This is a genomic window from Enterobacter cloacae complex sp. 394I7 (assembly GCF_057320345.1).
Genome location: NZ_JBXWCR010000001.1, coordinates 1786357 through 1810847, shown reverse-complemented (window position 1 = coordinate 1810847; position 24491 = coordinate 1786357). Strand labels below are relative to the sequence as shown.

General features: G+C 52.2%; 25 protein-coding genes. 18 read left to right on the top strand and 7 right to left on the bottom strand.

All coding sequences use genetic code 11. The features are described 5' to 3' along the window. Positions 1 to 222 precede the first annotated feature (222 nt). Positions 223 to 564, top strand: coding sequence for a hypothetical protein (locus AC2FAP_RS08815; RefSeq protein ID WP_279257646.1), 342 nt, complete (start codon positions 223 to 225; stop codon positions 562 to 564). 52 nt (positions 565 to 616) lie between these two features. On the opposite strand, the gene ftnA is transcribed toward AC2FAP_RS08815, so the two are convergent. The 3 genes from ftnA to AC2FAP_RS08800 all read right to left on the bottom strand — a co-directional run bounded on the left by ftnA (position 617) and on the right by AC2FAP_RS08800 (position 3911). Next, positions 617 to 1114: a non-heme ferritin gene (gene ftnA, locus AC2FAP_RS08810; protein WP_014170693.1), complete on the bottom strand. Its 498-nt coding sequence runs from the start codon at positions 1112 to 1114 to the stop codon at positions 617 to 619. A 201-nt stretch (positions 1115 to 1315) separates the two neighbouring features. Further along, a complete protein-coding gene (gene yecR / locus AC2FAP_RS08805) occupies positions 1316 to 1654 on the bottom strand; it encodes a YecR family lipoprotein (protein WP_020883365.1) in 339 nt (112 codons plus the stop codon). Positions 1655 to 1757: 103 nt separating this feature from the next. Further along, positions 1758 to 3911 carry an HD domain-containing phosphohydrolase gene (locus tag AC2FAP_RS08800; RefSeq protein ID WP_279259621.1) on the bottom strand — a complete coding sequence of 718 codons (2154 nt, stop codon included), beginning with the start codon at positions 3909 to 3911 and terminating at the stop codon, positions 1758 to 1760. Between the two features lie 247 nt (positions 3912 to 4158). On the opposite strand from AC2FAP_RS08800, the gene AC2FAP_RS08795 reads away from it, so the two are divergent. The 3 genes from AC2FAP_RS08795 (at position 4159) to AC2FAP_RS08785 (ending at position 5392) form a co-directional block, all read left to right on the top strand. Then, the gene (locus AC2FAP_RS08795) at positions 4159 to 4797 is read left to right on the top strand and encodes an RpiB/LacA/LacB family sugar-phosphate isomerase (RefSeq protein WP_020883367.1); all 639 of its coding nucleotides are present in this window, start codon (positions 4159 to 4161) and stop codon (positions 4795 to 4797) included. A gap of 150 nt (positions 4798 to 4947) precedes the next feature. Then, the gene (azuC, locus tag AC2FAP_RS08790) at positions 4948 to 5031 is read left to right on the top strand and encodes a stress response protein AzuC (RefSeq protein ID WP_014832437.1); all 84 of its coding nucleotides are present in this window, start codon (positions 4948 to 4950) and stop codon (positions 5029 to 5031) included. 109 nt (positions 5032 to 5140) lie between these two features. Beyond that, entirely contained in the window at positions 5141 to 5392 is a 252-nt protein-coding gene (locus tag AC2FAP_RS08785) for a DUF2766 family protein (protein ID WP_014170688.1), read from the top strand. A gap of 49 nt (positions 5393 to 5441) precedes the next feature. Here the strand turns inward: AC2FAP_RS08785 and AC2FAP_RS08780 are convergent, their stop codons facing one another. After that, complete coding sequence (locus AC2FAP_RS08780; RefSeq protein WP_020883368.1) at positions 5442 to 6785, bottom strand: anaerobic C4-dicarboxylate transporter; 1344 nt, start codon at positions 6783 to 6785, stop codon at positions 5442 to 5444. A 175-nt stretch (positions 6786 to 6960) separates the two neighbouring features. Further along, positions 6961 to 7464 carry a non-heme ferritin-like protein gene (locus tag AC2FAP_RS08775; protein ID WP_020883369.1) on the bottom strand — a complete coding sequence of 168 codons (504 nt, stop codon included), beginning with the start codon at positions 7462 to 7464 and terminating at the stop codon, positions 6961 to 6963. Between the two features lie 506 nt (positions 7465 to 7970). On the opposite strand from AC2FAP_RS08775, the gene AC2FAP_RS08770 reads away from it, so the two are divergent. The 6 genes from AC2FAP_RS08770 to otsA all read left to right on the top strand — a co-directional run bounded on the left by AC2FAP_RS08770 (position 7971) and on the right by otsA (position 14794). Beyond that, entirely contained in the window at positions 7971 to 8528 is a 558-nt protein-coding gene (locus AC2FAP_RS08770) for a DJ-1 family glyoxalase III (RefSeq protein ID WP_193162786.1), read from the top strand. Positions 8529 to 8844: 316 nt separating this feature from the next. Beyond that, positions 8845 to 9834: an arabinose ABC transporter substrate-binding protein AraF gene (araF, locus tag AC2FAP_RS08765; RefSeq protein WP_020883371.1), complete on the top strand. Its 990-nt coding sequence runs from the start codon at positions 8845 to 8847 to the stop codon at positions 9832 to 9834. 71 nt (positions 9835 to 9905) lie between these two features. Beyond that, on the top strand, positions 9906 to 11420 hold the full coding sequence (araG, locus tag AC2FAP_RS08760; protein ID WP_449541763.1) for an L-arabinose ABC transporter ATP-binding protein AraG: 1515 nt from the start codon (positions 9906 to 9908) through the stop codon (positions 11418 to 11420). A gap of 14 nt (positions 11421 to 11434) precedes the next feature. Next, entirely contained in the window at positions 11435 to 12415 is a 981-nt protein-coding gene (gene araH, locus AC2FAP_RS08755) for an arabinose ABC transporter permease AraH (protein WP_014884358.1), read from the top strand. A 176-nt stretch (positions 12416 to 12591) separates the two neighbouring features. Continuing rightward, positions 12592 to 13395 carry a trehalose-phosphatase gene (otsB, locus tag AC2FAP_RS08750; RefSeq protein ID WP_014170681.1) on the top strand — a complete coding sequence of 268 codons (804 nt, stop codon included), beginning with the start codon at positions 12592 to 12594 and terminating at the stop codon, positions 13393 to 13395. After that, a complete protein-coding gene (gene otsA, locus AC2FAP_RS08745; RefSeq protein WP_449541762.1) occupies positions 13370 to 14794 on the top strand; it encodes an alpha,alpha-trehalose-phosphate synthase in 1425 nt (474 codons plus the stop codon). The genes otsB and otsA overlap by 26 nt, the downstream gene beginning before the upstream one ends. Before the next feature lie 15 nt (positions 14795 to 14809). Here otsA and uspC read toward each other — a convergent pair whose 3' ends face one another. Further along, complete coding sequence (gene uspC / locus AC2FAP_RS08740; protein WP_449541761.1) at positions 14810 to 15238, bottom strand: universal stress protein UspC; 429 nt, start codon at positions 15236 to 15238, stop codon at positions 14810 to 14812. 796 nt (positions 15239 to 16034) lie between these two features. On the opposite strand from uspC, the gene flhD reads away from it, so the two are divergent. From flhD to cheW, 6 genes are all read left to right on the top strand, one after another. Then, positions 16035 to 16385, top strand: coding sequence for a flagellar transcriptional regulator FlhD (flhD, locus tag AC2FAP_RS08735; RefSeq protein WP_020883374.1), 351 nt, complete (start codon positions 16035 to 16037; stop codon positions 16383 to 16385). A gap of 2 nt (positions 16386 to 16387) precedes the next feature. Beyond that, a complete protein-coding gene (gene flhC / locus AC2FAP_RS08730; RefSeq protein ID WP_014170677.1) occupies positions 16388 to 16966 on the top strand; it encodes a flagellar transcriptional regulator FlhC in 579 nt (192 codons plus the stop codon). 123 nt (positions 16967 to 17089) lie between these two features. Next, complete coding sequence (gene motA, locus AC2FAP_RS08725) at positions 17090 to 17977, top strand: flagellar motor stator protein MotA (RefSeq protein ID WP_008500417.1); 888 nt, start codon at positions 17090 to 17092, stop codon at positions 17975 to 17977. Next, entirely contained in the window at positions 17974 to 18903 is a 930-nt protein-coding gene (motB, locus tag AC2FAP_RS08720) for a flagellar motor protein MotB (RefSeq protein ID WP_485452911.1), read from the top strand. The genes motA and motB overlap by 4 nt, the downstream gene beginning before the upstream one ends. 4 nt (positions 18904 to 18907) lie before the next feature. Next, positions 18908 to 20941, top strand: a complete 2034-nt coding sequence (gene cheA, locus AC2FAP_RS08715; RefSeq protein ID WP_485452910.1) for a chemotaxis protein CheA — start codon at positions 18908 to 18910, stop codon at positions 20939 to 20941. 19 nt (positions 20942 to 20960) lie between these two features. Beyond that, positions 20961 to 21464: a chemotaxis protein CheW gene (gene cheW / locus AC2FAP_RS08710; RefSeq protein WP_020883376.1), complete on the top strand. Its 504-nt coding sequence runs from the start codon at positions 20961 to 20963 to the stop codon at positions 21462 to 21464. Positions 21465 to 21653: 189 nt separating this feature from the next. Here cheW and AC2FAP_RS08705 read toward each other — a convergent pair whose 3' ends face one another. Continuing rightward, the gene (locus AC2FAP_RS08705) at positions 21654 to 22913 is read right to left on the bottom strand and encodes a dicarboxylate/amino acid:cation symporter (protein WP_025203835.1); all 1260 of its coding nucleotides are present in this window, start codon (positions 22911 to 22913) and stop codon (positions 21654 to 21656) included. A 430-nt stretch (positions 22914 to 23343) separates the two neighbouring features. Between AC2FAP_RS08705 and AC2FAP_RS08700 the strand changes: the two genes are divergently transcribed. Then, positions 23344 to 23916, top strand: a complete 573-nt coding sequence (locus AC2FAP_RS08700; RefSeq protein WP_020883378.1) for a Csu type fimbrial protein — start codon at positions 23344 to 23346, stop codon at positions 23914 to 23916. 12 nt (positions 23917 to 23928) lie between these two features. Then, positions 23929 to 24477: a Csu type fimbrial protein gene (locus AC2FAP_RS08695; protein WP_025203836.1), complete on the top strand. Its 549-nt coding sequence runs from the start codon at positions 23929 to 23931 to the stop codon at positions 24475 to 24477. Positions 24478 to 24491 lie beyond the last annotated feature (14 nt).

Genomic DNA, 24491 nt, shown 5'->3' with positions numbered 1-24491 from the left:
CGCGACAAATTCTGCGGCGCAGAGTAAGGGAAAAGCCCCGCTTCGTCAAATGACCGTTACAGTAGGTGTAATGAATTATTTACGATATTTTTCGACTTTAGGTAATTTACCCGGACCTGCCCCTTTGGGAGGGGATACCTACTTCGTAAGGGCACTATTTTTGCCGAAAAATCAGGCGTAATTTAAACAATAACTATAAGTTTTCAAATAATGTGAGGGCAGATGGCGGGAAATAATCCCTTTACCGCGGCGTGGAGCCGGGGCGGTAATTTACTGTGCCATGGTCACTGGATAATCAGCTGGCAGAACCAGGCCCTGCAGCTTCCTGAATCGCGTCGTGAAAGGGATATGGGCACCTGGGCCATTTATTCGATCATCGATCCTGAGGACGACACCTTTGCGCAGGGGCTAAAAGAAGATGAGTGGATCATCGAAAACGTAGACTGGCTGACAGATGTTTTTTTTGACGCCGGTATTCCGCTGGAGACGGCTAACTACCGGTATTTTTACCAGGCGGTCAATACGCAGGACTGGCGGTGTACAAGCTGTGCGGGGTGTATGTAAATCTGTGCGCGGAGAATAAAAGTGCGGCGCTGAAAACAGCACCGCAGCAATATTATTTCTGTGTATCGAGGGTAGAAAGTTCTTTATCGATAAAGTAAAGACCTTCGCCTGTTTTCCCCACCAGAGACAATTTATCCAGCACGGATTTAAACAGTTTCTCTTCTTCGTGTTGCTCTGCCACGTACCACTGCAGGAAATTAAAGGTCGGATAATCCTGGCCGATCATTGCCGCATGAACCAGTTCGTTAATTTTTTGCGTAATCAGTTGCTCGTGCTCATAGGTCGCACGGAAGAGCTCATCAAGCGAATTATACTCGGCAAACGGGGACGCAACGTTATCGATGCGCGGCAGGCTGCCCGTGTCAGTCAGATAATCAAACAGACGCTGCATATGGGTCATCTCTTCCTGCGCGTGGCGGCGCAGGAAGGCGGCAGCGCCTTCAAAACTGTGGTAGCTGCACCAGGCGCTCATCTGCTGGTAGAGAAGGGATGAAAAAAGCTCAAGGTTCATTTGCGCATTGAGCTTGTCGATCATTTCAGTTTTCAGCATGGTGACGCTCCGGGTTATTAATTCTGGTTCACAATGAGCGACACTATAATTTGTTATTTAATTATTTGCAAAACGTAAAATAATTATTTCTTTATTTAAAATACGAATGGGAATAAAACGCATTGCCGATTTATATTTTATTAATGAGAATTGTTTTTGTTCGTAATGAAATACACTGCCAGTCAATACTGGCAGCACAGATTAATACCACGGGTTATTTGCCTTAGGGTTTACAGCAAAGCCCATGCATTTATACTGGATCGTCACGCTCTCATTGAGACACAGAGAGCCGCTGGTCAGGGTGCAGGTTTTAATGGGCTGACCATAGGCAGAGGCGGTGGCATACCCCATGCTCTGACACGCTTTAGCTGCGGTGCCGTTATTAACATACTCATCGGAATAGGCGTTTTGCAGCATTGCTTGCCCGTAGTCGAGGCGGACGATGCCATTTGGCGCGTCCAGGGTGCTGACCTCAGCCTGGCGATTAATGTTACAGCCCGCCAGCAGCAGGATCGTACCGGCGACGAAGACTCTTTTCATGGTTCGCTCTGAGTGAGTGGGAATACGTTATCGTACCTGCAGATGTGAGTCGCAATGCGAGGAATAGCCGGGCAATCTGCGCTTTCTCTTTGCGACGGGCCGTTTAGTCGGCCAGGCTGTCAAAAATGGTTTTAAACTTAAGATGATGCAGGCGAAACAGCGCAATAAGCTGCGGGTCAAAATGGCGGCCGTCACCCTCCAGAATGATTTTGCAGGCTTGCTCGTGAGTGAATCCCGGCTTATAGACCCGCTTTTGCCTCAGAGCATCATACACATCGGCCAGCGCCAGAATGCGGGCTTCCAGCGGGATCTGTTCTCCCCGTAGCCCCTGCGGATATCCGCTGCCATCCCATTTTTCATGATGGAAATGGATAATATTCTCCGCAACTGCGCCCAGCTCTAAGCCCTGAATAATCCGCCACCCTTTCACGGTATGAAGTTTCATCTCTGCAAACTCGTCCTGGGTCAGCGGGCCTTGCTTACGCAGAATACGCTCCGGCACGGCAATTTTTCCGACATCGTGAAGTGAGGCAAAATGTTCTATCTCACGGGTCATTTTGCGCGAAAGCCCAAGCTCACGCGCCATTAAGCCGCAATATCGGGCGACGCGCTGAATATGGCTGCCGGTCTCGTCATCGTGCGCGCGGTTTACCTTCTCCAGCGCCTGCACCATATTGCGGTTAACCATCCGGTTCTGACGTAAATGGCGACGCATCATGATCAGCATACCGATGCTGAACAGGGCCACGATCAGCAAAATCACGCTGATAATCTTCAGCGTGTTTTTAGAAAAATCGGGTAAGTAACTCTGCTCATCCTGACGTTCTATTTGTGTGCGGTATTCTGACAGGCGATGAACCTGAGTCAGCAGATGAAAGAGCGGATGCTGCGGGTCCACCCACGGGCCAATAATAAATTCAGAGCGGGTGACCCCCGCGACTTTCAGCACCCCGCGAAACAGTTCGTTGCCGCGAAGCGTGGACTCCAGCGAACTGAGGTCGCCCAGAATATAGTCAATCTCATCGTTCTCAATCGCGTCGATAAGACCGTCAATGGTTGGCCGGGTCACGATGATCACATCGCTGCCAAAACGCTGGCGTAAATAGGCTGCGGCAAACGAACCGTCGATTACGCCGACGCGCTGGCTGCGAATACTCTCTTCGTTCCACAAGAAGGGCTGACTGCTGCGATTGTAATAGGCGTTGTGCCAGGCGATGTCGGGGCCGATACGACCCTGTGCATGCGCACTGTCGCTTCGATCAACGATATCAATCAATCGAACCGCCCACTGCTGTCGCGGAAGACTCGAATAGTGATCGATAAAATTGACATCAACCTTCATGCCCAGTAAATCGCGCATGTCGTTAATCATATCAATGGCTGTGCCGTGGTAGCCCTTGCTGTCCCGCCAGATAAGCGGGGCAAAATTCTCGTTTTTGGGCAGGTTGATCTGCAGGCGGTTATGCGCGATCCAGGTTCGCTCCTCCTCTGACAGGGTGATACGGCTTAGCAGGTAATTGCGCTTGCTCTCCTCCAGCATCGTGTTGATTTCGCCGTTGCGATACCAGGTGCCAATCAGCGCATTGATTTTATCCCGCAAGGGAAGCAGGTCAGGGCTGAAGGCGAGGACGACAGGAATGCGTAGCTCAGGAAAGGGCCGGGAGACCAGATAATAGCGCTGGGTATTCTCCATCTCCGGAGCGTCATTAATATAGAAATCAGCCTGGTTGTCGCTCAGTAAGCGAAAAGCCTCGTCGCTGGTGGCGACGAGGCGCAGAGAACGAAATTTAAGGTCGGGATAACGTTGTTGCACACTGTCGAGCGTCGCGTCATCTTTACGGAACAGCACCCGGGCATGGCTGAGCTGTTCGGCAGTTGTCACCGTCATCGATGGACTGGCGGCCACCACGTCGTTATCAAACAAACGTGCTGAGAGAATTTTGGTTCTGGCTCGCTTCTCCGTGCGCAATACCCCGGCATACACGCCATACTCATTTTGTGCAAAACGCTGGCTAATATCGGCACCGGAGAGCGGCCGCAGCTGCAGCTGCGTACCCGCCTGTTTATTGATGGCCTTAATCAGTTCAGGATAAAAACCCTGCCACTCTCCTTGCGGTGTGCGCCAGGATTCGAAGTTGTTAGCATCAAAGATCCAGACCGGTACAGGCTCTTCTGCCCGGGCAGGGGGGCAAGCAAGCAACAGACCCGTCAACGCGAGTAGAAAGAGGGAGCGAAGCATCCGGCAGCGCTGATTCACAGGTCAACCCCATACGATTTTAGCGTGTACTTTTGCAGTCTAGCTAACGGGCTGAAGCGGCAACAGGTTTGCTTTAACTTTTTAATGCACGTTTGGCGTACGGTCTCATTCTCGCTAAATTGTGAACCCGTCTTTGTTTTTTAAAACAACCTTTCATTTAATTTGAAAGGTTGTTTGTTTGATAGTAGGGTGAACAGGTAAAGGTATCCATAGCGGGATCTCCCGCCACGCATTCAGGAGAGATGAAATGAAAATTGCACTGATGATGGAAAACAGCCAGGCCGCGAAAAACCCGGTGATACTGAAAGAGTTGAAAACGGTAGCCGATGAAAAAGGGTTCCCGGTTTATAACGTGGGCATGAGCGACGAGAATGACCATCACCTGACCTATATCCATCTGGGGATTATGGCGAGCATTTTACTGAATGCGAAAGCCGTTGATTTTGTTGTGACCGGCTGCGGTACGGGGCAGGGAGCATTGATGTCGCTGAACATCCACCCGGGTGTTATCTGCGGCTATTGCATTGATCCTGCGGATGCGTTCCTGTTTGCTCAGATCAACAACGGTAACGCGCTCTCCCTGCCGTTTGCCAAAGGCTTCGGTTGGGGGGCTGAACTGAACGTTCGGTTTATCTTTGAAAAAGCGTTCACGGGTCGAAACGGTGAAGGTTATCCGCCCGAGCGCAAAGAGCCGCAGGTGCGTAACGCCGGTATTCTGAACCAGGTTAAAGCGGCGGTCGTGAAAGAGAACTATCTGGATACGCTGCGCGCAATCGATCCCGAGCTGGTGAAGACGGCCGTTTCGGGTCAGCGTTTCCAGCAGTGCTTCTTTGAGAATTGCCAGGACAAAGAGATCGAAGCTTTTGTTCGCGGGATCGTAGGCTGACGCTTTCAGGTGCCGTGAGCCCCACTTTTCAGGTTTGGCAGGAAGCATGAAATTGTGATTTGCGTCACAAAAATATTGATTTTTGTGACGATGGTCATATTATAAGCACATTGACGATAAAGTTGTATAACAAGTTAATGGAGCTACCTGATGAAACTTCGCAAGATCCTGAAAAGTATGTGGGCTAACTACTGCAACACTTTCAAAGACGTGCCACCGGGCGCAATGTTCTGATGAAAAAAACCTGCTTCGGCGGGTTTTTTTGTGCCCGTAAGCGACGAGAGGGAGATGAATGGGCCTTCGTTTTGTTACTATGGCGGCCTTTAAATAAGGAGAAAGCCCCATGTCACAAAACCTGAGCGCCGATCAGGAGCTGGTGTCTGACGTTGTCGCCTGTCAGTTAGTTATCAAACAAATCCTTGATGTCCTGGACGTTATTGCGCCGGTTGAAGTGCGCGAGAAGATGTCCACGCAGCTGAAAAATATCGATTTCAACAGCCATCCCGCTGCGGCTGACCCGGTCACGCTTCGCGCTATTCAGAAAGCCATCGCGCTGATTGAACTGCGATTCACGCCGCAGGGCGAGTCTCACTAAAGCCCGCCTGACGCTAAAAAGGGCGACCGTTTGTCGCCCTTCGCTCACCTTAAAAGAACGTCTGTACCAGTAAATAGCTCGCCGCACACGCGCAGCTTACGCCAATTAATCCCGGCAGAATAAAGCTGTGGTTAATGATAAATTTGCCGATGCGGGTTGTGCCCGAACGGTCAAAGCCGATGCAGGCTAAATCGCTTGGGTAGGTCGGCAGGACAAAATAGCCGTAAGAGGCCGGGAAAAAGGCGATCAGCATTTTCGGGTCGATTCCCAGCATCAGTCCCATAGGCGCAACGGCCGTCAGGGCTGCCGCCTGGCTGTTCACCAGCTTTGATACCAGGAACAGCACAATCGCGTAGGTCCACGGATGGCTTTTCACCACGCCTTCCAGCGCCAGCTTTAACTCATCAAGATGCGCCTGGAAAAAGGTATCGCTCATCCACGCCACCCCGAACACCGAGAAGATCGCGACCATACCCGCCTTAAACACCGCGCCGTTAGAAATGGCAGACGCATTGACCTTGCAGGCCATCAGCATTACGGCACCGGCAATTAACATCATCATCTGGATGACAAGGTTCATCGACAACGCCGTCATTTTTCCTTTTATCTCAAATGCAGGGCGCAGGTCAGGGAATGCCCCCAGCAGGACAACCACGGCAATGCCGGCGAAGAAAATCCACGTGGACCAGTAGGCCTGCTTTGGAAAACGTTGATTCATTAACGTTTCCGTCCCGCCGTAGATGAATTCACGCTGCTTCGGATCTTTGAGCTTTTCCTGAAACTCCTTATCGTCCGCTAACGCTTTCCCACGACGCAAACTCCACAGCGCAGCAATCGCCACACCGAACAGTGAGGCAGGAACCGAGACGGCGAGAATTTCCAGTATTCCCCACGCGTGGCCGAGCCCATGCTGCGCGCCCAGAATGGAGACCAGTGACACAACGGCCACGGAGACCGGCGAGGCCGTAATTGCCATCTGCGATGCCACTGATGCCACGGCCATTGGGCGTTCCGGGCGGATCCCTTTTTTCAGGGCGATATCCGCAATGATGGGAAACATGGTGTACACCACGTGTCCGGTCCCGCAGAGAAAGGTCAGCATCCAGGTGGTAAAAGGGGCGAGAAGCGTGATGTGTTGAGGATGTTTGCGCAGCAGGCGCTCAGCAAATTGCATCATGACGTTCAGGCCGCCTGCGGTCTGAAGCGTTGCGGCACACCCAATGACGGCGAGAATGGTCAGCATCACGTCAACCGGCGGTTTGCCGGGTTGCAGACCAAAGACAAAACATAAAATAAAAAGGCCAATACCGCTTATCAACCCAAGCCCCATGCCGCCGAAACGCGTACCTGTCAGCAGGCAGAGGAGGATGACAATAAACTCAATGGTGATCATGATGCTCCCTCGTCAATGATAATGTAATTAAATAAATCATTACATGTTGTGTGGTTAATCATTGAGAGCGAGATCTGATTTGTTAAATCTTAGCAAAAGCAGAAGGTTGGCGACGAGAGGGGGAACCTGCTCCCGGTGGGCCGAAAAGCGCGCCTGTCAGGGAGCAGGAAAATGATCAGTGGTGCTGTACCGTCACAAGGTCAAGCAGATGACGGTCGGTTTGTTCCGGACATAAACCCGCCTGCTGCGCGTTATGGATTTCGTCCGCCAGCGTTTTAAGCAGCATGCCGTCCTGCTGTTGCGCTTTATCCATATCGCGTAAGAATTTAAGGGTTTTGGTGTCGTGTTGTGCTCTGGCTTCATCGGCCAGCTTGTTAAGCGTGCTGCAACGCTGTTCGTACTGTTCCAGTGTTTTCTCAAACAATTCTTCCAGAGAAGAGTAGTTATCGTCGATCGTATCAAGCGCTTTTACGGTTGGGTTTGCCCCTGCGGCTTTCATGAAGTTAAAAACACGCATCATATGGGTGACGTTGCTTTGCGCCTGGCTGCGAAAAAAAGTGGCAGAGCCATTGAGACTGTTTTCGGAACACCACGAGCTGATATGCAGGTGCAGATTCGAGGCATAGAACTCGAGGTTCAACTGGGCATTGAGTTTTTGCATCATCGTTTGGGTAGTCATACTCATATCCTTATTGACTGTGGGACGTGATGTCCGCGGCTAACCTGACCCGGCAGGCACACATAATGGAATGCAGAAATGGCATTTCTGCGGCGACAAAAGTCGATCGAATATTCACTTCCTGTGTTCGATATAAATAAGCATACCCTTGTATTCTGTCTAAGAAAACTCTTAATTAGGCTGTGTTTGCCATACATTACAAAATTTAATATAGTACAGAAATGAAAACAGGTGGATATAAATTAACACATTAACAACTAATTGATTTTTATGTGTTTATGTATTGTTTGTCTCGTTTTTTCAAGAGTGAAAATATTAAGGCAACAGAATCTTCTGTGACGATGTGAAAAACAGATCAATCAATCAGGATATATTTTGAGGAATAAAATTGCGCTAAATCAATTTATCGCAAAAAGGCGAGTGTGTGATCGCCGTGCAAGATTGTTCTTAATGATTATGTAAAAATGAAACACTGTTTTATCTTGTTTCAATCATTGAGGTCTATGATGGCAAAGGTTGCGGTGCTGTTGGCACCCGGTTTTGAGGAAGCAGAGGCGATTATCACCATTGATATTTTGCGCCGGCTGAACATCGACGTGGAAACTCTGGCCTGCGCGCAGTCGCGTGCAGTGGTCAGTTACCATAACATTCCCATGGTGGCAGACAGCACCTTATCAGAACGCAGCGATTCGCTTTACGATGCGATTGTTCTACCCGGGGGACCGCAGGGCAGCGCAAATCTGGCCGCGGATCCGCAGGTTATCCGTTTTATTTCTGAACATGACGCGCGCGGAAAACTGATTTGCCCTATTTGTTCAGCAGCGGCGCGCGTGCTGGGGGGGAATGGGCTGCTTCGGGGGCGTCGCTACGTCTGCTCCGGGGATTTATGGGAGACGGTAAAAGACGGTGAATATGTGGATGCACCGGTCGTCCAGGATAAAAACCTGCTCAGCGGCAAAGGTCTTGGTCATGCGTTTGACTTTGCGCTGGCCCTTGCTGCTCGACTGTTGGGTGACGAAACGCCCGTTCGCGATCACGCTGACCACATCTATTACGCCTGGTAAATTTCCCGCCGGATGCTAGAGCGTCCGGCGCTCAGGGACTTCTTAGCTGATCTTATGGATTATTCTGCTTAACCCCGTTTCATTTGTCCGACAATTCCTGCCGTTTTTATGTCATTTTCCGCTGAATTTATGTACGCAATTACTGTAATTCTGCGGTGTGATGGCGCTCTCTTATGGATGATTAATTTCCCGCTAAAACTATCACCAGCAATAACGCTTATGACGAGGTAAGCGCTAATGCCTTGTTTTAAGTCCGATTAAATAAGAAGCACGCAAATATTCCCTACAGAAAAGAATGCTAAAGCTGGAGTTTACCATGCACAAATTTACTAAAGCGCTGGCGGCCGTTGGTCTGGCTGCTGTTATGTCACAATCCGCTATCGCAGAGAATTTAAAACTCGGTTTTTTGGTAAAACAGCCAGAAGAGCCGTGGTTCCAGACTGAGTGGAAATTCGCCGATAAAGCCGGAAAAGATTTAGGTTTTGACGTCATTAAAATCGCCGTGCCTGACGGTGAAAAAACCCTGAACGCCATCGACAGCCTGGCGGCCAGCGGTGCGAAAGGTTTCGTTATCTGTACACCCGATCCAAAACTGGGGTCGGCAATTGCGGCTAAAGCGCGCGGTTACGACATGAAGGTTATTGCCGTTGACGATCAGTTCGTCAATGCCAAAGGCAAGCCAATGGACACCGTGCCGCTGGTAATGATGGCCGCGACCAAAATTGGTGAGCGCCAGGGTCAGGAACTCTATAAAGAGATGCAAAAGCGCGGCTGGGATGTAAAAGAGACGGGCGTCATGGCCATCACGGCTGATGAGCTGGATACTGCACGTCGTCGTACTACCGGTTCCATGGACGCTCTGAAAGCCGCCGGCTTCCCGGAAAAACAGATCTATAAAGTGCCTACCAAATCCAACGATATCCCCGGCGCGTTCGACGCCGCGAACTCAATGCTGGTTCAACACCCGGAAGTTAAACACTGGCTGGTGGTCGGTATGAACGACAACACCGTGCTGGGTGGCGTGCGTGCGACAGAAGGTCAGGGCTTCAAAGCTCCCGATGTTATCGGTATCGGCATCAACGGCGTTGACGCCGTCAGCGAACTGTCCAAAGCGCAGGCGACCGGCTTCTATGGCTCTCTGCTGCCAAGCCCGGACGTACACGGCTACAAATCCAGTGAAATGCTCTACAACTGGGTGACCAAAGGGGCTGAACCGCCGAAATTTACTGAAGTGACCGACGTGGTGCTGATCACCCGCGACAACTTCAAAGAGGAACTGGCGAAAAAAGGACTGGGCGGTAAGTAATACGCTGTGATTGCGCCCCTCATTCACCATGAGGGGCCAGACGTACACACTACAGGAATCACGGAGACGTTATGCGACAGTCTGATCCGTATCTCTCATTTCGCGGCATCGGGAAAACGTTCCCCGGTGTTAACGCGCTGACCGATATCAGTTTCGACTGCTATGCCGGCCAGGTTCATGCCCTGATGGGTGAAAACGGCGCGGGGAAATCCACGCTGTTGAAAATCCTCAGCGGCAACTATTCCCCTACGACCGGCACACTGGCCATTCGTGGCGAAGAGGTGGCTTTTGCTGATACCACGGCGGCGCTTAATGCCGGGGTGGCCATTATCTATCAGGAACTGCACCTGATCCCAGAGATGACCGTGGCCGAGAACATCTATTTAGGACAGCTCCCGCACAAAAGCGGCGTGGTTAATCGTTCGCTACTTAATTATGAAGCAGGGCTGCAGCTTAAACATCTTGGGCTGGACGTCGATCCTCAGACGCCGCTGAAATACCTCTCCATCGGCCAGTGGCAGATGGTTGAAATTGCCAAGGCTCTGGCGCGTAACGCCAGAATTATTGCCTTTGATGAACCCACCAGTTCGCTTTCCGCACGTGAAATCGAAAACCTGTTCCGCGTGATCCGGGAGTTGCGCCAGGAAGGCCGCACGATTTTGTATGTTTCGCACCGTATGGAAGAGATATTTGCCCTGAGCGACGCCATCACCGTGTTTAAAGATGGCCGCTATGTGCGCACCTTTAGCGATATGGCGCAGGTGAACCATGACCAGCTTGTCCAGGCGATGGTCGGACGCGATCTGGGGGACATTTACCACTGGAAACCGCGTGAGTACGGCCCTCAACGCCTGCGACTGGATAATGTAAAAGCGCCGGGAGTACGCATGCCGGTTTCGTTATCGGTACGCAGCGGTGAAATCGTCGGGCTGTTCGGCCTGGTGGGCGCTGGGCGTAGCGAATTAATGAAAGGGCTGTTCGGCGGCACGCGCATTACCGAAGGCGTGGTGTCTATTGACGGCGCAGCGGTGGATATTCAGAAGCCCGCCCACGCGATTAAGGCAGGCATGATGCTCTGCCCGGAAGATCGCAAAGCGGAGGGGATTATTCCGGTGCATTCGGTGCGTGACAACATCAATATCTCCGCCCGTCGCAAATTTATCCGCGCAGGATGCCTGATCAACGATAGCTGGGAATCGAGCAATGCCGATCACCACATTCGTTCACTCAATATCAAAACGCCGGGACCGGAACAGCTGATCATGAATCTTTCCGGGGGCAACCAGCAGAAGGCCATTCTGGGCCGCTGGCTGTCGGAGGATATGAAGGTCATTTTACTGGACGAACCGACGCGCGGTATCGATGTGGGGGCAAAACACGAGATTTATAACGTGATCTATGAACTGGCAAAACGCGGCGTGGCGGTGCTTTTCGCCTCCAGCGATCTGCCTGAAGTGCTTGGCGTCGCCGATCGCATTGTCGTCATGCGTGAAGGTGAAATTGCCGGTGAATTGCTTCATGAACAGGCGAATGAACAACAGGCGTTGAATCTCGCCATGCCTAAAGTCAGCCAGGCTGTCGCCTGAGTAAGGAGTTAATGATGTCCTCTGTTACTACATCCGGAGCGCCAAAGTCGGCGTTCAGTTTTGGCCGAATCTGGGATCAGTACGGCATGCTGGTGGTCTTTGCCGCCCTGTTTGTCGCCTGTGCGATCTTCGTTCCTAATTTTGCCACCTTTATTAATATGAAAGGGCTGGGGCTGGCTATTTCCATGTCCGGCATGGTGGCCTGCGGTATGCTGTTCTGTCTGGCCTCGGGCGATTTTGACCTGTCGGTGGCCTCGGTTATTGCCTGTGCCGGTGTCACCACGGCTGTGGTAATCAACATGACGGAGAGCCTGTGGATTGGCGTGCTGGCGGGTCTGTTACTGGGCGTGCTCAGCGGTCTGGTGAACGGCTTTGTCATTGCTCGTCTGAAGATTAACGCCCTGATCACAACGCTTGCGACCATGCAAATTGTGCGTGGTCTTGCCTATATCATCTCTGACGGTAAAGCGGTGGGGATTGAAGACGAGCGCTTCTTTACCCTCGGTTACGCTAACTGGCTGGGGCTGCCAGCGCCAATCTGGCTGACCGTGGCCTGTCTTATCCTGTTCGGGTTCCTGCTCAACCGGACCACGTTTGGCCGTAATACCCTGGCTATCGGGGGCAATGAAGAAGCCGCACGTCTGGCCGGTGTGCCGGTGGTGCGTACCAAGATTATTATCTTTGTTCTTTCCGGGCTGGTCTCTGCAGCCGCAGGGATTATTCTGGCGTCGCGAATGACCAGTGGCCAGCCAATGACCTCTATCGGTTATGAGCTGATCGTCATTTCAGCCTGTGTTTTGGGGGGCGTTTCCCTGAAAGGCGGCATCGGAAAAATCTCATATGTGGTGGCCGGTATCCTGATCCTGGGGACGGTAGAGAACGCCATGAACCTGCTCAATATTTCGCCGTTCTCTCAGTACGTCGTTCGTGGCCTGATCCTGCTGGCAGCGGTGATATTCGACCGTTACAAGCAAAAAGCGAAGCGTACCGTCTAAGGTTTTTCCTATCTTTATATTGCTCAACTAATAACCTTAGCTGACCCCCGAACCGCCTCGCCAGTTTTGCTGGCGGGGCGGTTGTCAAATGGCGAGCGACGTCACACTGTCTATACTTACATGGCTATGAAAGAGGTAAAGGCGTTTACCTCTCGTAAACCGTAAGGAGGAATAGGGTGGCTGACTTGTTAACTGCACCGCCTGTACTGCCCGGACACTATGCTTTCTTTTTTGATCTCGACGGTACGCTCGCCGAGATAAAGCCGCATCCTGACCTGGTGGCGATCCCCGCCACGGTTCTTCAGAAGTTGCATCAGCTCTCGCAGATGACTGAGGGAGCAGTGGCATTGATATCAGGGCGCTCGATGGCCGAACTGGACCAGCTTGCCAGGCCTTATCGCTTTCCGCTGGCCGGTGTACACGGAGCGGAGCGCCGCGACATCCATGATCAAACGCATATCGTTTCACTCCCCGACGCATTAATCCAGGCGCTACAGGTACAACTCTCGTCTGCGCTGGCAGAACTGCCCGGTACGGAGCTTGAAGCCAAAGGGATGGCCTTTGCCCTGCATTATCGCCAGGCGCCGCAGCACGAAGCGGCTGTGCTTGCGCTTGCGACCGCTATAGCAAATGCACATCCGGAACTGGCGCTGCAGCCGGGTAAATGCGTGGTGGAGCTTAAACCTAAAGGGATCAATAAAGGCGCGGCGATTGCTGCGTTTATGGCGACACCGCCTTTTAACGGCAGGACGCCCGTTTTTATTGGGGATGACCTGACCGATGAGGCAGGGTTTCGTGTGGTGAATCAGGCCGGAGGGATCGCCATCAAGGTCGGGCCTGGTGAGACTGTCGCCGAATGGCGTCTGGCGGATGTCGCCAGCGTCTGGCAGTGGATATCTGACATCGCTAACCAGCAACAACAACAAATAGCGCAAAACAAAGGGGGAAACCATTATGGGTCGCTTAGTCGTCGTCTCTAACCGAATTGCACCGCCTGATGATAAAAAATCCAGTGCAGGTGGCCTGGCGGTTGGGGTATTAGGTGCCTTAAAAGCCGCCGGTGGGCTGTGGTTTGGCTGGAATGGTGAAATCAGTGAAGAACAAAAACCGCTCAAGAAAGTGACGCGCGGAAATATTACGTGGGCGTCGTTTGCGTTAAACGAAAAAGATTATGACGAGTATTACTCGCAGTTCTCCAATGCTGTGCTGTGGCCAGCGTTTCACTATCGTCTGGATCTGGTCAAATTCCAGCGCGAGTCCTTTGAAGGCTACACGCGGGTGAATTCGCTGCTGGCGGATAAACTGCTGCCTTTAATCGAGGATGACGATATTTTATGGATCCACGATTATCACCTGCTGCCCTTCGCCAGAGAGTTGCGTAAAAGGGGAGTGAATAACCGGATTGGCTTTTTCCTGCATATTCCGTTCCCGACGCCGGAAATCTTTACCGCGCTGCCGCCGCATGAAGAGTTGCTGGATGCGCTGTGTGACTACGATCTGCTGGGCTTCCAGACCGAGAATGATCGACTTGCGTTCCTCGATTCTGTGTCCGGCAAAACGCGAGTGGTGACCAAAGGGGGTAAAACCCATACGGCCTGGGGCAAGACATTCCACACTGAAGTGTATCCCATCGGTATTGAACCTGAAGAGATTGCCGAGCAGGCTTCCGGTCCGCTGCCGCCCAAACTGGCGCAGCTTAAGAATGAACTCAAGCATGTGAAGAATATCTTCTCGGTGGAACGTCTTGATTATTCCAAAGGGCTGCCAGAACGTTTCCTGGCCTATGAAACGTTGCTGGAGAAGTACCCGCAGCATCACGGTAAAATCCGCTATACGCAGATAGCGCCCACCTCGCGCGGTGAAGTGCAGGCTTATCAGGATATTCGTCACCAGCTGGAGACGGAAGCAGGGCGCATTAATGGCCGCTACGGTCAGTTGGGCTGGACGCCACTGTTTTATCTCAATCAACACTTTGACCGTAAGATCCTGATGAAAGTGTTCCGCTATGCGGATGTCGGGCTGGTTACGCCATTGCGGGACGGGATGAACCTGGTCGCGAAAGAGTACGTCGCCGCCCAGGACCCCGCCGATCCGGGTGTGCTGGTGCTTTCCCAGTTTGCCGGGGCCGCCAATGAGTTGACGTCTGCGCTTATCGTCAACCCTTACGATCGTGACGACGTGGCGAATGCCCTCAACCGTGCGCTGACGATGCCGCTCACGGAGCGTATTTCCCGCCATGCCGAGATGATGGAAACGATCCGTAAGAACGATATTAACCACTGGCAGGCGCGTTTTATTCGCGATCTTCGTGATATTGAGCCGCAGAGTAATGAAGGCCATCTACAAAAAAAGATCGCGACATTCCCTAAACTCGCCTGATTTTCCTCTGGGGGTTTAACGACCCCCAAGAGGCACTAACAACACATCCACCTGACTTGACGCCACAATCGATTTCGCCGCACAGGCTGCGCGAGAAAAAAAGCTGTGGTTATGATTCCCGCATATTACTAAATCAATATTCTGCTTACTGCATGTGCTGAGAATATGCGCATTAAGCTCCCCTGTCGCAATAATGGTGTCATAAATAGGATATTGCGCCTTTTCTACCAGCTCTCGCATAAATTGCTGCGTTTCTTCCTGTAATACCTCGCGAATATCTTCCAGCATGGGGGCAGCCAGTTGATTATATATCTCAGGCTCGGCCGCGAGGGTGATCAGGCTGATACGGGCATTATGCGGTCTGGCAATGGAAACCGCCCGGGCGATGAGTTCATGGCTTTCGGGCGAAACCGCAACAGAAACAAGAAGATGGGAGTAACTCATAACGCACTCCTTAGGTGTCTGAAAGACAGCGTCTTAGTCACCATTACCGCGATTTCACCGGATCTGCAAGAGGTGAATACGACATAAGTGTGAAGCTAATCATAATTATTCATTAATTATTCTTATAAGAAGAATAACGGGAAAACGTGCCTAAATGAAAAAAATTAACAACTTAACCTGAATCACACTTTTTTACGTTTCCGGTGTTAAATCGTTTTAACGCGTTATAAACACATTTCTAATGATTACCATGTGAAACAATTGTTATGGGCGTTTTGCATAACTACATGTTTTTTATAGGTAATGAAAATGTGACCTTACGATGGATTCGGTGTAACGCGCATTCGGTCGCTGACACGTTTCGAACAGCACATGTCATGCCACTTCTGCTCATACTCCTGCATGAGTATTCGCCCATAAAGAATAGAAAACAGTGTCGATCGTTCAAAAAATAACCAATTTACAAGTCATACTGATGGATTTATGGGAGATATTCACTTAAATTGTGTGACGTAGATCACATTTTTTTTAAATTTGGGGGTGGCTGCATTGTATGTGTCAAAACTGACGAGTAGAGTTTGCGTCGAATTAGGAAAAATCTTAGTTATTTGTAAGAAATGATAAAACGTGTAAGAGACGTAACCGCGTTTCAGCTGTTGCGCGTTTCAATGAATACAAACCTAAATTCGACTATGCATTTAGCCTTTTCTTTTTTATACCGGGTGATTTCCCGGCGACATCACGGGGTGCGGTCTTTCCGCATAAAAATAATAGTTGGTTATTCGGGATGGGAACAATGCATACATCCGAGTTGCTAAAACATATCTATGACATCAATTTGTCGTATTTACTGCTCGCGCAGCGTTTGATTAGTCAGGACAAGGCGTCCGCGATGTTTCGTCTGGGTATTAATGAAGAAATGGCAACCATGCTGGGTGGGTTAACCCTTCCTCAAATGGTTAAACTGGCGGAAACAAACCAACTGGTTTGCCAGTTCCGTTTTGACAATCCTCAGACTATCACGCGTCTGACGCAGGATTCCCGTGTTGACGATCTTCAACAGATCCATACCGGTATTCTTCTTTCCACTCGCTTGCTTACCGAAATCAGCCAGCCTGATGACGCAGCCCGTAAGAAAAGGGCCTAGCAATGAGCGAGAAAAGCATTGTTCAGGAAGCGCGTGACATACAGTTAGCAATGGAGCTGATTACGCTCGGTGCTCGTTTACAAATGCTGGAAAGCGAGACTCAGCTGAGTCGTGGTCGCCTCATCAAATTGTATAAAGAGTTACGTGGTAGTCCCCCGCCGAAAGGAATGCTGCCGTTTTCAACGGACTGGTTTATGACCTGGGAACAGAACATTCATGCCTCCATGTTCTGTAATGCCTGGCAGTACCTTCTCAAAACCGGTTTGTGTAGCGGCGTTGATGCCGTGATCAAAGCGTATAAACTTTACCTTGAACAATGCCCGCAGCAGGACGAGGGTCCTTTGCTGGCGCTCACCCGCGCATGGACGCTGGTGCGTTTTGTTGAAAGCGGAATGCTTGAGCTGTCGCGCTGTAACTGCTGCGATGGCAATTTTATTACCCATGCGCATCAGCCTGCAGGCAGCTTCGCCTGTAGTTTATGCCAGCCTCCATCCCGAGCAGTAAAAAGACGTAAACTTTCCCGGGAAGCTGCCGATATTATTCCACAACTGCTGGATGAACAGATCGAACAAGCTGTTTAACCCGAACGTGTGGGCAAGATTCCAGCAGCGGTAAGCAATTACCGCTGCTTTTTTTTACCCCGCAAACGGTAAACGCTGCGAGCTGAACATCCTTGCCATAGTCACTAGCGGAAGGATGATGTCGTGCTTATCTTATTAGGTTACCTGGTAGTTCTCGGTACAGTTTTCGGCGGTTACATGATGACCGGCGGGCACCTTGGAGCACTCTATCAACCGGCTGAACTTATTATCATCGGCGGCGCAGGGGTAGGGGCTTTTATCGTTGGTAATAACGGTAAATCGATCAAGGGCACGCTAAAAGCTATTCCACTGCTGTTCCGTCGCTCTAAATACACCAAAAGCATGTATATGGATCTGCTTGCGCTGCTCTATCGTCTGATGGCGAAGTCGCGTCAGCAGGGTATGTTCTCGCTTGAGCGGGATATTGAAAACCCGAAAGAGAGCGAAATTTTTGCCAGCTACCCGCGCATTCTCGCTGACGCAATGATGCTGGATTTCATCGTCGATTACCTGCGACTGATCATCAGCGGCAACATGAACACCTTCGAAATCGAAGCGCTGATGGACGAAGAGATTGAAACGCATGAAAGCGAATCCGAAGTGCCGGCAAACAGCCTGGCGCTGGTGGGCGATTCCCTCCCTGCGTTCGGTATCGTCGCGGCGGTGATGGGCGTGGTACATGCGCTGGCCTCGGCGGATCGTCCTGCGGCAGAGCTGGGCGCGCTGATTGCGCATGCGATGGTGGGCACCTTCCTCGGTATTTTGCTGGCGTATGGTTTTATCTCTCCGCTGGCCAGCGTTCTGCGTCAGAAGAGCGCGGAAACGACCAAAATGATGCAGTGCGTGAAGATCACGCTGCTCTCTAACCTCAACGGTTATGCGCCACCTATTGCAGTTGAATTCGGCCGTAAAACGCTTTATTCCAGCGAGCGCCCGTCGTTTATCGAGCTTGAAGAACACGTGCGTGCGGTGAAAAACCCAAACCAACAGACGACAACTGAGGACGCATGAAAAATCAGTCCCATCCGATCGTCATCGTAAAAAAACGCAAGCACAAGGGGCATGGGCACGGCGCGCATGGCTCCTGGAAAATCGCGTACGCCGATTTTATGACCGCAATGATGGCATTCTTTCTGGTGATGTGGCTCATCTCCATCTCCAGCCCGAAAGAGTTGATCCAGATTGCCGAATATTTCCGAACGCCGCTGGCGACCGCCATGACCGGTGGGCAGCGAATCTCTAACAGCGACAGCCCGATCCCTGGCGGCGGCGATGATTACACCCAGCAGAAGGGTGAGGTGAAGAAAGAGCCGAACATCGACGAGCTGAAAAAACGTATGGAGCAAGCACGCCTGAAGAAACTGCGCGGCGATCTCGATCAGCTGATTGAGGCGGATCCTAAACTGCGTGCCCTGCGACCACACCTGAAGATCGATCTGGTGCAGGAAGGTTTACGTATACAGATTATTGATAGCCAGAACCGCCCGATGTTCAAAACGGGCAGCGCGGAAGTTGAGCCATACATGCGCGACATTTTGCGCGGCATTGCGCCAGTGCTGAACGGTATTCCTAACCGTATCAGCCTGTCTGGACACACGGATGACTTCCCGTACGCCACGGGTGAGAAGGGATACAGCAACTGGGAGCTTTCTGCCGATCGTGCCAACGCCTCGCGTCGCGAGCTGGTGGCAGGTGGGCTTGATGATGGCAAGGTACTGCGCGTGGTCGGCATGGCATCAACCATGCGTGTCACTGACCGCGGGCCGGATGACGCCATCAACCGTCGTATCAGTCTTTTAGTGCTGAACCAGCAGGCGGAGCAGGCCATCCTGCACGAAAACGCCGAAAGTCAGAATGAGTCACTGGACGATTTAAAACAGCCTGGGGCCGTTCCTTCGGCTGCCGTTCCAACATCGCCACCAGCCAATCCGAGGTGATAGCGTGAGCATGGATATTAGCGATTTTTACCAGACATTCTTTGATGAAGCCGACGAATTGTTGGCCGATATGGAGCAACACTTGCTGGATTTGGTGCCTGAAGCACCGGACTCCGAGCAGCTCAATGCCATCTTCCGTGCAGCGCACTCGATTAAAGGCGGAGCCGGAACGTTTGGATTTACCATCCTGCAGGAAACGACCCATTTAATGGAAAACCTGCTGGATGAAGCACGACGCGGTGAGATGCAGCTCAATACCGACATTATCAACCTGTTTTTGGAAACCAAAGATATTATGCAGGAACAGCTCGACGCCTATAAAAGCTCGGCAGAGCCTGATGCCGCCAGCTTTGAATACATCTGCAATGCGCTGCGCCAGCTCGCGCTGGAAGCCAAAGGTGACGCAGCCGCAGCCGTTGTTCCGGCAGCCAAACTGAGCGTTGTCGATGCCGTTACCGCACAAGAGGCGGCCCCGGCCGCCGCTGCGAGTAAAGTGCGCGTGGTGCTGTCTCGCCTCAAAGAGAACGAAGTTGACCTTCTTGAAGAAGAGCTGAGTAACCTGGCGAAATTAAGCAACGTGGTGAAAGGCAAAGACAGCCTGAGTGCGACGCTGGAAGAGGGGATTAGCCAGGACGATATCGTGGCGGTCCTGTGCTTTGTTATCGAAGCCGACCAGATCGCGTTTGAAACCGAAACGGCGGCGGTTGACGTGCCAGCGGCAGTGGAAGAGGTGGCGGTTGTTCCTCAGGCGGCCGCGCCTGCCGTTGCGTCTGCGGCGTCGGTATTGAAAGCGGTGCCAAAAGATGCCGCCGCGCCAGGCCGTGGTGAAAAACCGGCCGCGCGCTCCAGTGAATCCACCAGCATCCGCGTCGCCGTCGAGAAAGTTGACCAGCTGATTAACCTGGTGGGTGAACTGGTGATTACCCAGTCGATGCTGGCACAGCGGTCTAACGAACTGGACCCGGTGACCCACGGCGATCTGATCACCAGCATGGGGCAGTTGCAACGTAATGCCCGCGACCTGCAGGAATCGGTGATGTCCATTCGTATGATGCCGATGGAATATGTCTTCAGCCGCTTCCCGCGTCTGGTGCGTGACCTGGCCAGTAAACTGAATAAACAGATTGAACTGACGCTGATGGGCAGCTCCACCGAGCTGGATAAAAGCCTGATCGAACGCATTATTGACCCGTTAACGCACCTGGTGCGTAACAGCCTCGACCACGGTATCGAACTGCCGGAAAACCGCATTGCCGCCGGAAAATCCCCGGTCGGGAATCTGATCCTCTCCGCCGAACACCAGGGCGGGAACATCTGCATCGAAGTGACCGATGACGGTGCGGGCCTGAACCGTGAGCGCATTCTGGCGAAAGCCATTTCGCAGGGAATGGCGGTCAACGAAAACATGACTGACGAAGAAGTGGGCATGCTGATCTTCGCGCCAGGCTTCTCGACCGCAGAGCAGGTGACGGACGTTTCCGGCCGCGGCGTGGGGATGGACGTGGTGAAGCGTAACATTCAGGAGATGGGCGGCCACGTTGAGATCAAGTCTAAGCAAGGTTCCGGCACCACCATTCGTATCCTGCTGCCGCTGACGCTGGCAATCCTCGACGGCATGTCGGTGAAAGTGGCGGACGAAGTCTTTATTCTGCCGCTGAACGCGGTGATGGAATCGCTGCAGCCGCGTGAAGAAGATCTGCATCCGCTGGCGGGTGGCGAGCGCGTTCTTGAAGTGCGCGGTGAGTACCTGCCGCTGGTCGAATTGTGGAAAGTGTTCGAAGTGGATGGCGCGAAAACCGAGGCCACGCAGGGGATCGTGGTGATCCTGCAAAGTGCGGGTCGCCGCTACGCGCTGCTGGTTGATCAGCTGATTGGCCAGCACCAGGTGGTCGTGAAGAACCTCGAAAGCAACTACCGCAAAGTGCCAGGTATTTCTGCCGCCACTATTCTGGGTGACGGTAGCGTGGCGCTGATCGTTGATGTGTCGGCGCTTCAGGGATTAAATCGTGAACAACGTGTGGCGTACACAGCCGCCTGATTAAGTAGAAGGTAATAACATGACCGGTATGAGTAATGTAACGAAACTGGCGGGCGAGCCATCAGGGCAGGAATTCCTGGTATTCACTTTAGGCGATGAGGAGTACGGCATCGATATCCTGAAAGTGCAGGAAATTCGTGGTTACGACCAGGTTACCCGCATCGCGAACACGCCTGCATTTATTAAAGGTGTCACCAACCTGCGCGGCGTGATTGTGCCTATCGTTGACCTGCGCGTGAAGTTCAGCCAGGGCGACGTGGACTATAACGAGAACACCGTGGTGATTGTCCTGAATCTGGGGCAGCGCGTGGTTGGGATCGTGGTGGATGGCGTATCTGATGTGCTGTCCCTCACGTCCGATCAAATCCGTCCGGCGCCGGAGTTTGCGGTCACGCTGTCTACTGAGTATCTGACGGGGCTGGGAGCACTGGGTGAACGTATGCTGATTCTGGTGAATATTGAGAAGCTGCTGAACAGTGATGAGATGGCGCTGCTGGATATCGCGACGAATCACGTGGCGTAATGTTTCTCTAAACGGTTCTGTGAGGCTTTCGTGGAACCGTTTCGTTCAGTCGGGCATTTCGGTTATCTGATTCGCCCGCTGCGGTGAACGTATTAAGGGGGCTATTGCAGCCCCCTTATCTTATTCACTTACTGCAGGCGTAGTATTTTCTGCTGGCCTTAAGGTGAACGAAACCATTCGGCCAACCCGTTACGCTTCCTGCTCTACCAGCTCAGTCTCCGCTTCACGCGCCCCTTCATTTTGCGACAGCATCGCAGTCGCAATACCGTTACCCAGCACGTTAATCGCTGAACGTCCCATATCCAGGAAATGATCGATCCCCATCAGCAGCAAAATACCCGCCACCGGAATATTGAAACTCGGGATGGTTGCCGCCAGCACCACCAGCGACGAACGAGGCACCCCCGCAATCCCTTTTGAAGCCAGCATCAGCGTCAGCATCAGCACGGTCACTTCGGTGAAGCTCAGGTGAATATTGTACGCCTGGGCGATAAACATCGAGGCGAAAGAGCAATACACCATAGAGCCCACCAGGTTAAAGGAGTAACCGATCGGCAGAACGAAAGAGGCGATATTGCGCGAGCAACCAAAACGCTCAAGCTGCTCCAGCGTTTTTGGATACGCCGCTTCTGAACTGCTGGTGGTAAACGCCACCAGCACCGGGTCCTTCAGCATGCTGACCAGGCGGAACACCTCTTTCTTCAGCACCATATAGCCGACGGCCAGCAGCACCATGCAGGTGAGAAGGATTGCCACGTAGTAGCCGCCAATAAAGGAGGCGTAGTTCAGCAGAATGCCCAGACCCTGAGTGGCAATCACAGATGAGATGGCGGCGAAAATGGCCAGCGGGGCGACGTACATCACGTAACCCGTCACCTTCAGCATGATATGGGAGACCACATCCAGCGCGGCCACCAGCGGGGCATTGAATTTTTGCCCCAGCGACGCGCCAGCGATGCCGAAGAACATAGAGAAGACCACAATCTGCAGGATTTCATTGTTCGCCATCGCACCGGCAATACTGGTCGGAATGGTATGGGACAAGAACGCTTTCAGCGTCATCCCCCCCACCGCAAGGCCGGTGTCTACCGCCTCTTTCGGGATAGCCAGGTTCAGGCCGCTGCCCGGACGCTCCAGCGTGACGATAAACAGTCCCACCAGAATGGAAAGCACGGATGAGCTAATAAACCACACCATCGCTTTGCCGCCCACGCGACCAATGGTGGAGGTTTCACCCAGTTTCATAATGCCCACGGTCAGCGTGCTGAAGACCAGTGGCGCAATAACCATTTTAATCAGACGCAGGAAAATATCGGTCAGCAGCGTGATGTTATCCGACCATGCTTTGATAGCATCCGCAGAGGCATACTCATGAATCGCCGCCCCTGAAAGAATACCCGCCAGCATGAATATCACGATGAAGAGTGTGAGTTTGTTTGCACTTGCCACGAAAAAAGACCCTCTATGCGCTTTGGTTGCCGTCTGCGCCGATGTATATAGATTTTTTATTACGACGCTGGAAATTATTCGGCACATAAATTGAAGTAAAGCGGAGGGGGATACAACTAGTTTTTAATTTTTATTAATTTTGTTGTTAACGCCTCGACGATATATTGTGATGCAGATCACATTTCAACGGATATATCCTCTGCGTATACGAGAAATAAGGCATTTACAAAGTATTAACATCCTGTTTTATAAATAAATATTCAGTCAATAAGCCATTAGTCTTGCCCTCCGCGGCGCGGGTGGTCGAAGCGGTATCCATAAACTAAATTCTCAATAACCCCCGGAAGAGGAACGTTAAGTGGGGCTAACATCTTGAACAGCAAAAATAAAATGTGGCAAGCGAACGGAAATGTCTTCTGGAGGGTGGTAAATGAAAAGAAAACTCCTTTTGATCTGTGCAGGCACGTTGCTGACGGCGACAACAGCCCAACAGGCGCTGGCGGTGACCAGCAGCGGTACTATTGGCGCGACGTTAACCCTGACGAACGGTTGTCTGATAAACGGCTCGCCCACGCAAAATGGCATTAACTTCGGGACCCTGGATTTCGGCACCCATCCCGCAACGTTTTCCACCCTGACGACGCAGCTGACCGGTGCCAGCGGCGGTAACACGTTCACCATTCAATGTACGACCGCCAGCTATACGGTGGCGATCACCGGGAATACCAACTCCACCGCGCCGGGTACCGTTGTGGGGACGCCAGGCACGCCTGCGCGCTATCTGGTCAACACCACAAATGCTGCACAGGGTGTGGCTTACAGCCTGTATAGCGACAGCGGATTTAACAACGTCGTTGCCAACAACGCGGCACTGCCAATAGCGTCAACCGCCGGGGGCATCGACAGTTACACACTTTACGGGCGCATTACCGGGGGCGGTAACAGCGTTACGGTCGTTCCGGGTACCTACACCGACACGATTAACGTCAGCGTCACCTACTAGTTTCACGCAGCCATGAAGGCATCCATTTTGCGTCTGCGCAACAGCGCGGAGGGGATCGTGCACCCTTTGTACGCGCTGATCGTCTGCCTGATGCTGGTGCCTGCGGCGGGTGCTGTGACGTCCCAGTCATTTAAGGTCAGCGCGACCATTGTGCCCGGGTGCGCGGTATCCACGGGCAGCGGAGGAGTTTTCGGTACGCTCGATTTCGGTACCCACAACGGGGTGGAAAGTGCCCCGGTGAGCACCAGTTTTGTGCCTAACGGGGCCTTGTCCATCGCCTGCACGCCCGGCGTGGCGCTGAGTATGAGCATTAACGGCGGACAGAATTACTCCTCCGTTCGGCGTATGAAGCGCTCAGGGGGAACGGAAGTGGTGGGATATCGCCTTTACAGCAGCAGTTCGCTGGCGGCGAACAGCGAAATTGGCGTCAATCAGGCAATACCGGTGACCTATACCAACAGTAATAACATTGCGCTGCCGCTTTTTGGCGTGGCGCTGCTGACCGGGTTTAGCCCGGCAGGAACGTATTCTGATCAGCTCACCGTGACCTTGTCATGGTGATAAAGGGAGACAGT

Excerpts from the sequence above, each read along its gene's own strand:
- azuC (WP_014832437.1), top strand. The coding sequence starts at position 4,948 with ATGAAACTTCGCAAGATCCTGAAAAGTATGTGGGCTAACTACTGCAAC.
- AC2FAP_RS08785 (WP_014170688.1), top strand. The coding sequence starts at position 5,141 with ATGTCACAAAACCTGAGCGCCGATCAGGAGCTGGTGTCTGACGTTGTC.
- uspC (WP_449541761.1), bottom strand. The coding sequence starts at position 15,238 with ATGAGTTACTCCCATCTTCTTGTTTCTGTTGCGGTTTCGCCCGAAAGC.
- AC2FAP_RS08695 (WP_025203836.1), top strand. The coding sequence starts at position 23,929 with ATGAAGGCATCCATTTTGCGTCTGCGCAACAGCGCGGAGGGGATCGTG.
- araF (WP_020883371.1), top strand. The coding sequence starts at position 8,845 with ATGCACAAATTTACTAAAGCGCTGGCGGCCGTTGGTCTGGCTGCTGTT.
- cheW (WP_020883376.1), top strand. The coding sequence starts at position 20,961 with ATGACCGGTATGAGTAATGTAACGAAACTGGCGGGCGAGCCATCAGGG.
- AC2FAP_RS08770 (WP_193162786.1), top strand. The coding sequence starts at position 7,971 with ATGGCAAAGGTTGCGGTGCTGTTGGCACCCGGTTTTGAGGAAGCAGAG.
- ftnA (WP_014170693.1), bottom strand. The coding sequence starts at position 1,114 with ATGCTGAAAACTGAAATGATCGACAAGCTCAATGCGCAAATGAACCTT.
- araG (WP_449541763.1), top strand. The coding sequence starts at position 9,906 with ATGCGACAGTCTGATCCGTATCTCTCATTTCGCGGCATCGGGAAAACG.
- AC2FAP_RS08815 (WP_279257646.1), top strand. The coding sequence starts at position 223 with ATGGCGGGAAATAATCCCTTTACCGCGGCGTGGAGCCGGGGCGGTAAT.
- flhD (WP_020883374.1), top strand. The coding sequence starts at position 16,035 with ATGCATACATCCGAGTTGCTAAAACATATCTATGACATCAATTTGTCG.
- AC2FAP_RS08775 (WP_020883369.1), bottom strand. The coding sequence starts at position 7,464 with ATGACTACCCAAACGATGATGCAAAAACTCAATGCCCAGTTGAACCTC.
- otsA (WP_449541762.1), top strand. The coding sequence starts at position 13,370 with ATGGGTCGCTTAGTCGTCGTCTCTAACCGAATTGCACCGCCTGATGAT.
- araH (WP_014884358.1), top strand. The coding sequence starts at position 11,435 with ATGTCCTCTGTTACTACATCCGGAGCGCCAAAGTCGGCGTTCAGTTTT.
- AC2FAP_RS08795 (WP_020883367.1), top strand. The coding sequence starts at position 4,159 with ATGAAAATTGCACTGATGATGGAAAACAGCCAGGCCGCGAAAAACCCG.
- AC2FAP_RS08780 (WP_020883368.1), bottom strand. The coding sequence starts at position 6,785 with ATGATCACCATTGAGTTTATTGTCATCCTCCTCTGCCTGCTGACAGGT.
- AC2FAP_RS08700 (WP_020883378.1), top strand. The coding sequence starts at position 23,344 with ATGAAAAGAAAACTCCTTTTGATCTGTGCAGGCACGTTGCTGACGGCG.
- flhC (WP_014170677.1), top strand. The coding sequence starts at position 16,388 with ATGAGCGAGAAAAGCATTGTTCAGGAAGCGCGTGACATACAGTTAGCA.
- yecR (WP_020883365.1), bottom strand. The coding sequence starts at position 1,654 with ATGAAAAGAGTCTTCGTCGCCGGTACGATCCTGCTGCTGGCGGGCTGT.
- motB (WP_485452911.1), top strand. The coding sequence starts at position 17,974 with ATGAAAAATCAGTCCCATCCGATCGTCATCGTAAAAAAACGCAAGCAC.